This window comes from Aporhodopirellula sallentina SM41 (genome assembly GCF_000346505.1).
GTDB classification, from domain to species: Bacteria; Planctomycetota; Planctomycetia; order Pirellulales; family Pirellulaceae; genus Rhodopirellula; species Rhodopirellula sallentina.
Genome location: NZ_ANOH01000275.1, coordinates 1 through 13,837, shown reverse-complemented (window position 1 = coordinate 13,837; position 13,837 = coordinate 1). Strand labels below are relative to the sequence as shown.

At 56.8% G+C, this 13,837-nt stretch carries 10 protein-coding genes; 6 read left to right on the top strand and 4 right to left on the bottom strand.

The window, feature by feature from the left end:
• Positions 1–59 precede the first annotated feature (59 nt).
• Complete coding sequence (locus tag RSSM_RS18555; RefSeq protein WP_008682120.1) at positions 60–2,156, bottom strand: multiheme c-type cytochrome; 2,097 nt, start codon at positions 2,154–2,156, stop codon at positions 60–62.
• A gap of 351 nt (positions 2,157–2,507) precedes the next feature.
• Here RSSM_RS18555 and RSSM_RS18550 point away from each other — a divergent pair, with 351 nt between their 5' ends.
• The 3 genes from RSSM_RS18550 (at position 2,508) to RSSM_RS18540 (ending at position 7,518) form a co-directional block, all read left to right on the top strand.
• Complete coding sequence (locus RSSM_RS18550) at positions 2,508–4,157, top strand: M12 family metallo-peptidase (protein ID WP_236621228.1); 1,650 nt, start codon at positions 2,508–2,510, stop codon at positions 4,155–4,157.
• Positions 4,158–4,448: 291 nt separating this feature from the next.
• Positions 4,449–6,026, top strand: coding sequence for a TlpA family protein disulfide reductase (locus tag RSSM_RS31785; RefSeq protein WP_144059935.1), 1,578 nt, complete (start codon positions 4,449–4,451; stop codon positions 6,024–6,026).
• A 148-nt stretch (positions 6,027–6,174) separates the two neighbouring features.
• Positions 6,175–7,518, top strand: a complete 1,344-nt coding sequence (locus RSSM_RS18540) for a hypothetical protein (RefSeq protein WP_008682113.1) — start codon at positions 6,175–6,177, stop codon at positions 7,516–7,518.
• 1 nt (position 7,519) lies between these two features.
• Here RSSM_RS18540 and RSSM_RS18535 read toward each other — a convergent pair whose 3' ends face one another.
• On the bottom strand, positions 7,520–7,834 hold the full coding sequence (locus tag RSSM_RS18535) for a DUF1294 domain-containing protein (protein ID WP_008682111.1): 315 nt from the start codon (positions 7,832–7,834) through the stop codon (positions 7,520–7,522).
• Between the two features lie 48 nt (positions 7,835–7,882).
• Here RSSM_RS18535 and RSSM_RS18530 point away from each other — a divergent pair, with 48 nt between their 5' ends.
• On the top strand, positions 7,883–10,138 hold the full coding sequence (locus RSSM_RS18530) for an AAA domain-containing protein (RefSeq protein WP_008682109.1): 2,256 nt from the start codon (positions 7,883–7,885) through the stop codon (positions 10,136–10,138).
• Between the two features lie 195 nt (positions 10,139–10,333).
• Here RSSM_RS18530 and RSSM_RS18525 read toward each other — a convergent pair whose 3' ends face one another.
• Positions 10,334–11,680 (bottom strand): MerR family transcriptional regulator, encoded by a 1,347-nt coding sequence (locus tag RSSM_RS18525; protein WP_008682105.1) that lies wholly within the window; start codon positions 11,678–11,680, stop codon positions 10,334–10,336.
• Between the two features lie 130 nt (positions 11,681–11,810).
• The gene (locus RSSM_RS18520) at positions 11,811–12,332 is read right to left on the bottom strand and encodes a CBS domain-containing protein (protein ID WP_044302978.1); all 522 of its coding nucleotides are present in this window, start codon (positions 12,330–12,332) and stop codon (positions 11,811–11,813) included.
• A 313-nt stretch (positions 12,333–12,645) separates the two neighbouring features.
• Between RSSM_RS18520 and RSSM_RS18515 the strand changes: the two genes are divergently transcribed.
• Together RSSM_RS18515 and RSSM_RS18510 are read left to right on the top strand one after the other, a co-directional pair.
• Complete coding sequence (locus RSSM_RS18515; RefSeq protein ID WP_044302977.1) at positions 12,646–13,125, top strand: hypothetical protein; 480 nt, start codon at positions 12,646–12,648, stop codon at positions 13,123–13,125.
• A gap of 185 nt (positions 13,126–13,310) precedes the next feature.
• Positions 13,311–13,837, top strand: a 527-nt coding sequence (locus RSSM_RS18510; protein WP_008682099.1) for a flagellar hook-basal body complex protein, incomplete at its 3' end; no start/stop codon positions are given.

The following is a 13,837-nucleotide window of genomic DNA, read 5'->3' as shown; positions in this document are numbered from 1 at the left end:
CCGCTGATCGGCTGCTGAGCTTATCGATAGGTTTTCAGGATGCCTTTGCGGGATCCTATCTACTTCGATTCGAGATTGGCTTGCACCGCGTTGGCACTGGCCCGGACGCGATTGGCGAGCGTGGGATCAATGGCTTGGTAGAGTTTGGTTAGAGATCGGTACGGTTGCAGGTAGCGTCCGTCGATGCGGATAGACTCTTGAAACGACTGTGCCGCTTCCGGGAACCTTCGTATCTTCCCGAACGCCAATCCCAGGTTGTATTGGTGAATCTCCGAACGCTTTGAAGCGACGAGTTCCCGGCCGACGAGGACGGCGTCTGCGTAACGTTCAGCGGCGTAGTGAACATCAAAGAGAACATCGAGAGCCTTCTGGCGATTCTCGTTGGGCGACGGTTCCACTCGGATGACCCGTTCAGCATACGCCCCCGCAATCGTCCATCGCTGTGTGGACTGCCGTTGGGAAGTCTCCGACGGATTGACGGAGAGCCACTCGGCTTCCCATCGTGCCAACGCCGCGATGTGGACCAACACATCGATGTCGGAAGGATCCTCTTTGGCGATCTGGATTAATTCTCGAAGGGGCGATGAAGGAAGCGAGACATCAGACAAATTCTCGCTCGGTTCGCGGATGTCGAGCTTGATAAGCTGCATCGCGCGGGCAAGAAAATCATTGCGTGCTTCGTTCTCGTCCGCCGATAATTCTTCGACAGGGCTACGCATACGTCGCAATACCATTGACGTTGCATCGCGGGCCTCGGGGCTAGGTTCGTCGTCGGCATTCGCGTCACTGCGTCGATGAAATCCGATCGTATGGTGCGTTGTTGCGGCGTGAGCGACCTCGCTATCGATTCGGGGCATGTGGCAGGAAACACAACGATCGTTTTCGCGTTCGACACGTTCCTGCAACGGCAACCCACACTCGGTGTGTTGATGGCACTGAATGCAGTACTGGCGTTCCACGGCATCGATGTCGGTCTTCGATGGCTTGTGGTGGGGATCGTGGCAGGAGATGCACGTCAGCGTTCCTGACTGCGTGTAGCACTTGCTCTGCCAGATCTGGTCAAAGTGGTCAACAAACGATTTCTTGGATTCCTCTTTGTTGTCGATCTTGTACGAGACCATGGTCGAGTCAAGCGGTTCGCCAGGGCGATAGTCCCAATCTGATGTCCCCGGTTGTTCAACGACAATGTCACCTTGGAGATGGCATTGAGCACAGATCGCGTCGGCGAGTTCACGGTTTAGGTTACCGGGGTGGACGATCATAGAATCCGCGATATCGGGAGCGTTGGTTCCCTTGGGGCCGTCGGTGTTCTGATAGAGCCGTGAATGCGCCTCGCCGGGACCATGGCACCGCTCGCAACTGATCGCCTGCTCGTGGATCGTGACTTTCTGTTCGTTGCCGGTGGGTGTTGAGAGGCTTCCGGCATGGCAATACAGGCACCGCGAGGTAACGACTCGAGTAAACCCGGAGTGGTGGGGCTCGTCGTAGCTCGGTGCGATCTCGTAACGCTGCGGTTTGACGTACCACGTCATCGGAGACTGCAACAAATACTCGCCGTCTTCGAGCAAATAGGCATGAGCGAACGCGCCGCTGCCCATCACGTATTTCACCGGCAGGGTGCCGGTTGGGAACAACACCGGATCATGATCGTCCGTGGTGGCGGGGATCTCGAGTTCCTCACGGTGGTAGAGTTGCCCGGCCTCCTCAAACGCCGTGTAAACCGTGAGGCTTTTCGCGTGCGTGAAGTCTTCCAAGGGTACATCACTGTCGGGTGACCACGAGGCGAGTGAACGACTGTGATCGGTCTGGCGGTACGATTCATACTGTTCGGCGTGGCATCCCGCACACGTTGCCGTGCCGACGATTCCGTCAGGTAACTCGGTCGCTTTCGCGAGCGATACGTTTGGATCGGTGGGGGCTGTATCGTCTGCAGCTATGTCTGCAGCCGAATCACTTTCTGTCGAATCGTTTGCGGTGGAGTCTATGGAGACGCCGGTTGCGGCATGGGAGTTTGAGTGAGGTGGACTGTGTTCTTCGGTCGAGGCGGTCGCATCGCTCCTGGTCTCTTCGCCGTCGCCTCTCGCGCGGAGAAACGCGAACGTTCCTGCAATCAACAACATGCCACTGAGCAGGAATGCAATCGAGGAAGCACGCATAGAAATACCTGGGCCGAAAAAAGACGAGGCGTCCAACTTACCGTGTTCACGCTCCACATTCCACGTTTTCGTTTCTTTGTCGCAAAACCAAACGTCGCAATCTATGGAGAGGAAGTTCAGATGATTGCAAGCACGACGTGGCTGTCTTGATGTTGCACGTCTCGACGGTGTTCGAGTGAACGTGTCTGCAGATTACCTGCCCATCTCCTTTATGCTGTGGCCAACTATCGGTTCTAACAGTATGCATGCCATGAAATGCTCTAGCCTTCGAGTCTGAGCAGTGTAGGCTGGTTACTGCATCCCCGCCTTTACGTTTGCCTGAACGAACCAATGCAAAAGAGACTAATGCCCATGATTCAATCTATACATCAGGTCGTGTTTGCGAGTCGTTCCTCGTGGTTGTTGTTTGCGGGAATGCTGTTGGGGTTTGCTGCCTCGCCTTTATCTGCGGTCCACGCGGAAGACGCGATTCGATTGGTGTCGAACAAAGGGGGCACCCAATCGAAAGCGACTCTGCCGCCGACGCGTGTCATGGACGTGTTGGAATATGAAATCGGTGTTGAGATTGGTTCGCGAGCTTTCTTTGAAAAGTCCGCGTACAACGGTGACCTCGAAGCCGCCAAGAAGGTTGTCGAAACGATCGTCCCGAATTTGGAACGACGCTATCTGCACGCGGCGGGCATTCAGTTTCGTCTCGGCAAAGTGATCATCCGAACGGACAAAGACAATGATCCTTTGCGGGACTTCGTCCGGGAAACCGGAGGCGGTGGCAAAGCGGGAAGCAGTTTGGCAGCGTTTCGCGATTACTGGAACAAACATCCCCAACTCGTCGGCACGACGCACGATTTGGCGTGCTATCACGTGTACTATCCGCCGTCGGGATTGGCGTATGTGAAGAGCGTCGGTTCTCGTCAACGATACGCGACGGTCGGCGGACGAGGCAAAACGAGTTGGGCGAATGGAACCTTGGCCCATGAGTTCGGACATTCGTGGGGATTGCATCATACGAACAAGAGCGGCTTCTTCTACGAATCGAGCCCGCGAGTCAAAGAAGGGGCACACACCGCCGGCGGAAAGCCCAACCCGATCAGTATCATGGTCGGCAACCGTGGCAACATCGGACGGATGGCTTCCGATGAAGCAATGAAGGTGCTCGCTACGCGGAACGAACGTCGTTCACACGGTGATCCGGTCACGCCACGTCCGGTCAAACCATTTGGAATGCGGGACGAAGTGAATATGGATAAGAACTCGATCGTGATCGACGTGATCGCGAACGACTATGACGTCAACAACGATGTGTTGGATGCGAGTTTGTTGGACACGGTCAGTTACCACGGTGGAATCGTGTCGTTGTCCAAGGCCACCAGTCCCGGCGGTCGAAACGAAATCAAGTATGTCATGCCCAAAGGTGGATTACCCAACGGAGAAGATTTCTTTCACTACACGGTGTTTGATACGACGGGAAAGACTGACTTTGGTGCGGTCTATATCCGTTCCAATAAACTGATGGTGGACCTTTCGGCGGGGAAATACAACTATGACTTTGGCACCGAAACATCACCGGTTGAACCTGGTTACACGCGCGTCTCGCCGTCAACGATTGGTGATGTCGTGTGGCGCGGTGATGTGAAGTCGGCCGACCGAGGCAGCGCGTCGGGGATCAACAAAATCAATCAAGACTTTGTCTACAGCGAGAAACCCAAAACGCTCCGCCACCGGATCGCCAACGGTGTTTACCGCGTGACGATGAACATGGGTGACCGGCAGTATTCTCACGATCGAATGGGGGTTCGAGCGGAAGGTCGTTTGATCACCGACCGGTTGAATGCAGACAAAGGTCAATATGCGTACGTGGGGCACGAAGGTGACGGGAAGCCGACCAACTTTGAGGTGAAGGTCACCGACGGTCGATTGGATCTGACGTTCTTCGATAAAGGGGGCGCCGATCCGAATTGGGTGCTCAACCGATTGTCGATCGAACGCGTCAACGGGTTGTAATCAGCGAACCCGTTCGAAAGCCATCACCAATTGATTTGCCGGTGTGCGGTTGGTCCCGTTTGTCTCGTGTTAAACGCGACAAACGGCGTTGGTTGTAGAGCTTTTCGATCCCCGTTTTGGACTGTGCGCTTCGCTGAGCGATAGAGATGAACTTTGCCGGGTGGCTTTTTCAGGGGCGCGTTGTTTGCCAACAGGTCGCGAATTAGGTTCGCGATCGCTCGTTTGGCACTTTGCGATCTTCTGTGGGAGAAAAAGACAGCGGAATCTCGCTAAAATGAACGCATCGCGTCGGTGGGGCACCCCTTCGCGATGTCACGTATCGGTGACGCACCGATGCGACGAGTTCGCCGCCTTTCCAACTCCAATCTCGGCCAACGAATGAAAATCCTCTATCTCTCTGTCGTCCTGTTTGCTGTCGCCACGCCACTGTGGAATGCTCCGGTCTTTGGACAAAGCGATACCGAATCGGTCACCGACGCAAGCGAAACACCCTCGGACGAAACCGAAACAGACGTAGCGTCGGAAGAAGCCGAGCCGACTCCCGAGGAAGCCATTCGCAAACTGATCGAGGATGGTGAGCCCGCCGAGGCCGCCGAAACGCTCGATGAAGAAATCGCGAATAGCGCACCCGACCAAGTAATTGCGTTGCAGCGTCTGCGCTCGGAAATTATGTCCGGCTTTGTGAGACAGAGAAAGTATCTGCAGGCGTTAGAGCAGGGTGAAAAGCTAGTCGATGCGTTGCTCGATACGGAAGACGCGGCGACGAATTCCGGAGTCATTTTCCAGACTGTTTCGAGAGCACGGTTTTACGGCAGCCGAGCGGGAGCGACCGAACGCGTCGGTGATTTGGTCGGACGAGTCCTTGCTGAGATATCCGAATCTACCAAAGACACACCTCTCAAACACGTTCAAATTGTAGGAACTCTCGTTCCTCTACAGGCCTCGCAGTTGGGGCTCCAGGAAAAGATCGCCGCCGCTGAAGAACTCGTCGATAGCTATCTCGCATCCATCGACGAATTGGAACTGGAAGAAGACAACGAAGTCGATCGCCTGATCACCAAGACACGGTTGTTGTTGAGCAAGACGCGTTTGCCCGATGCGAACGAAGAAGCTAAGGACGCGTTGAAACGAGTCATGACGTCGGCGATGGAGAGATATCCCGATTCAATCGAGATGTTGACGGAGTACGCCAAGATCGAAGTGTCGCTGATCGGAAGCACGGTCAGCAACGATCCCGAGGCGGCGAGTGCGCGAGTCGAAGAGCTGGATGAACTGATCGGCGATCGTTATGAAGCCAACATGGTATTGAAGTCGATCCGGGGAACGATGGGGGCCATCCAGCGTCGAATCGAATCGACGTTGAAGCTGATGGAATTGATCGGGAACCCGGCTCCCGAGTTTGAGATCGATGCGTGGGTCAATGAAGGTGAAACCACGCTGGAGACGCTGCAGGGGAAAGTGGTTCTCGTCGACTTTTGGGCGGTGTGGTGCGGTCCGTGTATCGCGGCGTTCCCGCATTTGCGTGAGTGGCGTGAGGAATTCAAAGACAAGGGGTTCGAAGTCGTCGGTGCGACTCAGTACTACGGTTACGGATGGGACGATGAAAACAATCGCATCTCTCGGGGAGAGAAAGCGTCGAATGAGGACGAACTCGTGATGTTGGAGAATTTTCTCGCCGAGCACGAATTAGAACATCCGGTGATCGTGGTCCCCGAAGACAACGAGATGTACGACAACTACGGCGTGACCGGAATTCCACAGTTGGTGGTGATTGACCGCGAAGGTGTCGTTCAAATGGTGAAGGTCGGTGCGGGGAAAGAGACCGCCGAGCAAATCCACGAAAAACTCTCTGAACTGCTCAACGATTGAGGACTCGGGGGGATACGCTGGTTCCGGATGCCGGGCTGCTCTGAACTGAGTTGCTCTGAACTGGGCTGCTTTGGGCTGGGCTGGCTGATCGGAGGCTGATTGCGAGTTTTTCAGCGCGTGTCCAAATCGAGAACGTTGACGCTCAAACGTGTATAAAGAAGTTCAGCAGACTTCGGGGGTCTGCTTCTTTCGTCACGGAGGAGTCTTCGGTTTGAGCGGTTTTGACAAACAACCCATCGAGGATTTGAATGAGGATGCTACCGGGGCTGCTTCTTTCTCCGGTGCACCGCAGGGTGCGCACACACGGTTGACGAACGCGCGGCGGCGTCGCTGTGAGGCTCTCGGTATTGATCTCTCGAGCGTTCCCGAAACGATTCATCGTGTGTGTGCGCATTCGTCGCCGCTCGTATCGGTCGTCTGCAGTCGTGTGGGGCATGATGCGAAGCGGCACCGAACCATGTCGCAGCAAATCGCGGCCTCGATGCAGCAGATCAAACGTGACGATGCGACGTTGTTGGTCTTTCGCGGTACCGCGATTGCCCCGTGGGCGATTCATGCGGCGGGCGTTTTCAGCGTTTCCATGTTGGTGCTCGACGAAACGGAGGATCGGGATCGTTTGATGATCGCGCTCGCCGACCGGGTTGATGGAGTGTACGTTCGCCCCAAAGGTAAGATCACTGGTTTGCTGAAACGACGTGCGGAGATCAATTCAGGGATCGTTCGAGTCGCGATCGATATCGGGGACCATCATCGCTCGCTCGAGTGGGATCTGCTCGGCGCGGGCGCCGTGGGGCGGTATCTCCCGACGGATCATCACACCGGTGACGAAGTGCCGATCGAGCTCCAAGATTTGATGGAGATCCCAGGGGCCCGCGCGCAACCGTCGAATCACAATGAGGTGGATTGGTCGCAGTATCTCGTTCACAGCACACGAGCAATGTCGGGGCCGTGGCCGGGACAGACGTGGGATCAATATCGCGATGACCTTTTGCTCGCCGATCCGCAGTCAGCTTCGCGAGACGCAATCGACTCACTATGCCGGATCGTTCGTCAACAGCGCATCATCGCGGGCGCGGTCACGTCGCGGCGGTCAACACCGGTTGTTTGTCTGTCGGAGGTGCCGCTTCCCGAATTGATCGGGCGTCGAACCTATCGCAGCCATCTGCACCGTTGGGACTACGAACCGTTCGGCATTGCGATCCGGCGCGACGCGGCGTTGGCGTTGGGAATCGAACCGGTCATCTACGGGGAGCCCGGCCGCGAACGTGAGTTGGCGGCAGGAGAGAAGTACCGGTTTCAGGCGACGGGAAAAACGCACGACTGGACCGCTGAACGAGAATGGCGTAGTGGTCGCGATATCGACCTATCCGCCGTCGACGCGAAAGACATCCGCATCTTCGTTCCCGACGCTCCGTCGGCGATGCGTGTTTTGCAAGCCAACCGAGTCGGTTGGCCGGTGTCGATTGTGAACGCGGACTCCATCGATCGGTGAACTAGCTCGTGACCCAGATCACGGCCGCGATGAGCACGAGGTTGATCACGATCGCGATCCCGTACTGAATCCGAAAGGAGACCTTTTGGGTTTTGTGGCGGAATTTTTGAGACGCCCACCACGCGCCCGGCCAACCTCCCAACGCGGAGATCAACAGCAAGGTTTGTTCAGGAACGCGGCTGTGTTTGGTGCGGCCGTTGTGGTCACGACCGGCTTTTCCGTTTAATTGGGCAACATGTTTGTCCCACCAGTAGAAAACGATCGCGACGGCACTGGCCAGAATCATTTCGATAGCGATGATAGGGAGATAGTTCATGGGCACCGAGTCCATTGTTTCGTTTCAGTGATTGCCCGGACTCATCGCATGTCGGCACGTTCTCGTAAAGGTCGATCCGGATCATCGGACGCCCGCAAGTCAAAAAAGAGCAACAAAAAGCAGGGAAAACTGCACTCCAGCCAATCCAGCGGGCAGGAGGTGCGTCTGGCCAAGTCGTCGGATTCGTTTGGCGACGGGATCATCGGCCAGAAGAGCAAGAAGCAACGCAGGACGAAACCGACCAAGCTCTCCGATGTGTCCGAATCGCGAACCGGGTCGGCTCCCTACCCGAACGGACTGCCCACCGATCGGCCGCTCGACGTCAACGATTACTTCGATCAACTGTATTTGTGGCTCGACCTCGAGGCCGAAGCCGAGCGGGCTCGGTTGGCCCGATTGCGTCAGATGCGATCTCAGCAGGACGTCGAACGCACCGGGCAGGCAATCGTGGGGCTCGATTTGGTCGACTATCACACCGGGCTAGCCGGTCGCTATCTGTTGGATCTCGCGAAGCCATCGGGGCAGGAACTGCCGATGAATCGGCTCAAAGTCGGTTCGCCCGTGGTGCTGTCCAATGACGCGGACCCGTCGGACGAGGGAATCGCCGGCGTGGTGAGTCAGCGAAAAAACTACCAGATCCAAATCGCCACCGAAGTCTTTCCGGACCCCGATGCGCAAACCGCCAAAAAGGGGAAATCGGCTCGGCTGAAACGCACGTCGATCGGCGAAATTCGCTATCGGTTGGATTTGTCGCCGGACGAGACGACTCGCAAACGGCAACTCGCCGCGATGGCCAAAGCGCGAGGCGAGCGTGGTCGTGGCGGAAGGCTGCGTGACGTGTTGCTCGGTATCGAGTCGCCTCGGTTCGATGGAAAAAAGATAAGTGTGTCCCCATTACCGGAGGAGGCGATCGCGGACGAACGCGGCGATATTGATTTTCGTACCGAACTGAATCCGCCTCAGAAGGATGCCGTCGCGTTCGCTCTGCTCGCCGATGACTTTGCGATCATTCACGGGCCTCCCGGTACCGGAAAAACAACAACGCTCGCGGAAGTCATCGCCCAGGCAGTCGAACGCGGCGAACGGGTACTCGCGTGTGCGGCGAGCAACACGGCGGTGGATAACCTGCTCGAACGACTCGAACGTTTGGTTCCCTACGTGGTTCGCGTCGGTCACCCGGCTCGCGTGTTTGAACACCTTCGCGATTTGACTCTCGACGGTCAGGTTGAAAAGGATCCTTCCAGCGCGGTGATTAAAGACCTGCGCCGGGAACTCGAACAGATCCTCCGTTACGCACAAAAGGACACGCGTGGTGGGCGAGCTCGCGGTGAGTTGTTTGCTGAGGCGGGACGCATCCGGTCGCAGATCCGTTCTCTCGAACGTTCGATCGTTCGTGGAGTGCTCGATCGTGCCGATGTGATTTGCACGACGATGACGATTGACGATGAGCTGCTCGGTGACGAACGGTTCGATTTGATCGTGATCGATGAAGCGTGCCAAAGTACCGAGGGAGGCATGTGGCAGGCGATCTTGCGTGCCGATCGTTTGATCATCGCGGGCGACCACTGCCAACTACCGCCGACGGTGCTCAGCGACGAGGCGGCCGCGATCGGGATGCGGGATTCTCTGATGCAGCGGCTGGTACATCGGTTTGGCGAGCCCGTCTACCGACGTTTGACGGTGCAGTACCGGATGCACGAAGCGATTATGCGATTCAGCAGCGATCATTTCTATGAGGGGAGTTTGGTCGCCGATGCGTCGGTTCGTTCGCATTTGCTGTGTGATTTGCCGGGCGTTGAAAAGTCGCCGCTGACCGAGACGCCGTTGCTGTGGATCGATACTGCCGGGGCGGGTTACGAAGAACAACTCGAACCGGACGGGCAGAGCAAAATGAATCCCGGTGAGGCGAATGTGATCGTGGAGTTGGTCCGCCAGCTCGAAGCGTCCGGAATCGAACCACACGAAATCGCGATCATCGCGCCGTATGCCGCGCAGGTGCGACTGCTGCGTTCACGGTTGGACATGGACGGGCTCGAAGTGGATACCGTTGACGGGTTCCAAGGACGTGAGAAAGAGGTCGTGTTGCTGACGATGGTGCGCAGCAATCCGGACGGAATCATCGGCTTCCTCGCCGACCGTCGACGCAGTAATGTGGCGATGACGCGTGCGAAACGAAAGTTGATCATGGTTGGTGACAGCGCGACGCTGTGCACGCATGAGTTCTATGCCGACGTTCTAAAATACGTTGAAGATGCGAACGCGTACCAAAGCGTTTTCGAATTCCAAACGTTGGTAACGGAATAGTCGTTTCGGGCAGCTCCCGTTTTACGTCGTGGATCTTGTTATAGATCCTACTCTAAAGATCCTTATGCAGCGGGATCTCTAGCAAGATCCACTACCGCCGACCCGAACATGAATACCAGCGTGGTTGCCGGAAGGGCGTCGCGGAGCCTCCTTCATCCGGCCTACGTTAAAATCAATTAGGAACACGGGTTTCACTTATGTGTCGCGGTTGCCGTGGTCGAGGCGGCCGCGGGCTTCGTCTGCCCATGGGCTGCCGGGGGCGAGTTGCAGGAAGCGGCGCCAGTGGGCTTCGGCTTCGATCGGTCGGTCGAGTTGATCGAGTAGGCGAGCGAGGTTGTATTGCACGTCGGGGTAGTCGTCGTTGAGGGCGAGTGTGCCTTGGTACGCGGCAACGGCGAGTTCGATCTGCCCGGTTTCCGCGAGGACTCCCGCGAGGCTCGATCGGGCTTCCACGAAATCGGGGTCGACCTCGATCGCGGCATAGTATCGCTCGCGAGCGGCGATCGTTTCTCCCATCCGATAAAGCAATTCGCCGATCTGGAAATGCCAATCGGCGCGAACACCTTCGCGGGCGAGGAGAGCGTGGTAGCAATCCACCGCGAACGCGAGATCGCCATCGTCTTCGGCCTCGTATGCCGATAGCAACAGGTCGTCTTCGGTTTCGGAGCCGTCATCGGGTTCGGACGGAGGGAACGACAGCACGTCGGTGTTGCCCGAGATGTGGTCCGGATCGGGGAAACGAATTGACACCGTGGTGTCGTGTTCGGATTCGTCTATCTCGGAATGTTCGTCGGTTTGGCCGAGCAAGTCGAAATCGAAACGGAGTTGCCCGCCCGGTTCAATCAGTCCTTCGCCCTGACGCAGCAGGACGTGTTTGCCCTCGACGAGAATCGAAAGCTGGTCGAGCGGTCGTCGCAGGTCGGGGACGATCTCGAGCAATTGCAGCAACCGACGTTCGATCGCCTCGGGGCTGGCACCCGACGCAACCCAGGCGGCGAGTCGTTTGGCAGTGGCGACTTCTTGGTAGTCGAAGTAGGGCAAACGATGCAGCGTTCGGACCGGTTTGATCAGCCCACGCCGGTGCCAACGCCGGATGACATGCACCGAGACGCCGAGCAGGTGAGCGAGCATCGCGGGCGTGTGAAGTTTGCGAATCGAGTGTTCGCTGTCGACCAGACCCAACCGATGCCAAAGGTCCGTCTCGTGAAGAATCTGTGCTTGGCTCTCTCGCCCGCGCCTGCGAGTGGCTTCCTCGATCAATTCGGCTTCGGCGAGCGGAGATTCTTCGGCGCCGATGACGATCCAGTCCACCGCGGCGGAGTCCGATTCAACCACGACCGCTCCGTAGGAACGCAGCAAGTTGGCTGCTTCGCGGCGGTTCATCCCGCCGAGCCGCCCGACGATCGTGATGCGACGGCCGCGAACACTGTCCGGTCCCGACTCTAGCTCATCGACGACGTCCTCGTCGCTCTCATCGAGTGCGACGTCACCGGGGTCGTCGAGTTCTTCATCATCGGGATCGAATTCGTTCATGCCGCTCATGGTAACAATTTCCGTTACTCACAACAGGCAACCACGAACGTCACGCGGCAACAAAAAACGGCCAACAACAATTCCGTTGCTGGCCGTTTTGCTTGTCGTGCGTTTTTGATTCGCGGGACTTCCGGACCGGTCAGATCCGACGTTCCTCGCTCGAAAGGATCGCACTGAAGAACAGACCCGACGCGGTGTTGGTCTTCTTCGGTGCGTTGAGGTGACTGCGGACGGCTCGCATCACGTCCCGACGCGAGATCTGGCCGAGCAATCGTCCGTCCTTATCGAGGACCGGCAATCGTCGGCAGGCTGCGTTGAGGAACGTTTGTGCGATCGTCAGCAGATCCGTCTCTTCACCGATGGTTGGCGGGTCGGTGTCGATCAGCGAGATCACGTCGGTGCTCGGCATGCCGTCGTAAGCCATCGAGACGACAAAACGCATGCAAGACTTTTCAGAGAAGATTCCCAAAAACCTTCCGTCTTCGTTGACAACCGGGGCGCCCGATATCCGATTGCGCAGCAGGACATCGAGAGCTTCCAGGGCATCCATCGCCGGATCCAGTGTGATCAAATTTCGAACCATCATCTCACGTGCGGTCACCGCTGGCATCGCGGCGGGGTCCAACACGGGAGGTTGGGTCGTGCCCATTGTCTTTGTCATCTTTGGTCTCCAAAGCGTGGAAGATCTGAAAAGAGGCATGCCGTGGCGATCCGACATGCCTGTGACGAGCGTCATCTAGCTGTCACCAATCTGATACGTGTGCTCACGGACAGTCAAGAAATTTTTTTGATCATTTTGTAGGGCTCGCGTTAACATGGTATCGCTGTTGAGAATGTCGTATTTTTCACAATCTCAGTCTGACCTCGCTTTTTGCGAGTAAATTCGTCACAACAGTGTCACGTCACGTCGCGACATCGACGCGTCGAAATCATAATGTGAAACATGTCACGAACCGGTCTTTGGAGTGAACATCATGTTCGGTCGATGGGTGGAATTCGAATTTGATTGCCTGCCGCTGCGTAGCGTCGGTCGGTTGGACGTGCCGATTGATGCGTCACCGGCGTACGAGGCGTTCGTGCTGCGACTCAAAGCCGCGGTTGCCAAACACGGCATGCACAACTCGTACTACTTGCACCACGCGGTGTGTCGTTACTACTTGACGAATGATCCCAAAAACGGGCGGGTCGAGTTCGCGGTGGAGGGGGTTGTGTTGACCGGCGAAAACGATCTGAAGACGAAAGCCGTGGACCTGACCATCACGCTCGGAAAAGAAACCTGCCCGTGGCTGAACGAACCCGCCGTCGAGTTTCTTGCCGAATCAGTCAAGCATGCAGTCGCTACCGAGTTTGACCGTTACATCCAAGCCGGCGATCTGACGAAAACGAAAGAACGGATCGACGCGATGCAGGAACAAATCGAGAAGGGCGAAGCGTTTCAAGCGATGTATTTGTAACGTCGCCGGTGACAGGTTGCAGGTCGTTGCCTTCTCCAGATCGCCTTGGTTGCCACGACCGGTCACTCGTCACCTGTAGCCTGTCCCTCTTTCCAAAAACCTCCCTTCCATTGCCCCGGCATTATTTCGTATCGACTTGAGCGTGTTTTTGTTTTTCTTCACGCAAAGTTGGGACCGGTGGCGTTATGCCTTACGGGGTTTATCTTTCGGCGGCGGGGGCTCAGGCTCAGAACCACCGGCTGCAACAGGTCAGCAACAACCTTGCCAACGTGGAAACGCCTGGCTTCAAACCCAAAGAGACGATCCTGCAGGCTCGGTTCTCCGAGATGATCGAACAAGGCATGGTCAGCCCAGGTCTCGGTGGTGCCGATGACGTCGGCGGCGGGGTGACGATCCAGCCCGAACAAACTCAATTCAAACAAGGTCCGATTCGTTCCACGGGCCGTGAAACTGACTTCGCGATCCACGACAAAGACAGTTTCTTTGTGGTCCAACGCGGCGACCAACAATTACTCTCGCGGGCGGGCGACTTTCTGTTCGACAGCACCGGAAAGTTGGTGAATTCCGGTGGCGACTTGGTCCTCGGCAGCGACGGGAACCCGATCCAAATCGATCCTCGTAAATCGTTCGAGGTGGCTCCTGATGGGCGGATCAACCAAGCCGGTGTTTCACGCGAGTTGATGCTCGCGAAACCGAAAAATCTCGGCGATTT

Excerpts from the sequence above, each read along its gene's own strand:
- RSSM_RS18515 (WP_044302977.1), top strand. The coding sequence starts at position 12,646 with ATGTTCGGTCGATGGGTGGAATTCGAATTTGATTGCCTGCCGCTGCGT.
- RSSM_RS18530 (WP_008682109.1), top strand. The coding sequence starts at position 7,883 with ATGTCGGCACGTTCTCGTAAAGGTCGATCCGGATCATCGGACGCCCGC.
- RSSM_RS18520 (WP_044302978.1), bottom strand. The coding sequence starts at position 12,332 with ATGACAAAGACAATGGGCACGACCCAACCTCCCGTGTTGGACCCCGCC.
- RSSM_RS18535 (WP_008682111.1), bottom strand. The coding sequence starts at position 7,834 with ATGAACTATCTCCCTATCATCGCTATCGAAATGATTCTGGCCAGTGCC.
- RSSM_RS18550 (WP_236621228.1), top strand. The coding sequence starts at position 2,508 with ATGATTCAATCTATACATCAGGTCGTGTTTGCGAGTCGTTCCTCGTGG.
- RSSM_RS18555 (WP_008682120.1), bottom strand. The coding sequence starts at position 2,156 with ATGCGTGCTTCCTCGATTGCATTCCTGCTCAGTGGCATGTTGTTGATT.
- RSSM_RS18525 (WP_008682105.1), bottom strand. The coding sequence starts at position 11,680 with ATGAGCGGCATGAACGAATTCGATCCCGATGATGAAGAACTCGACGAC.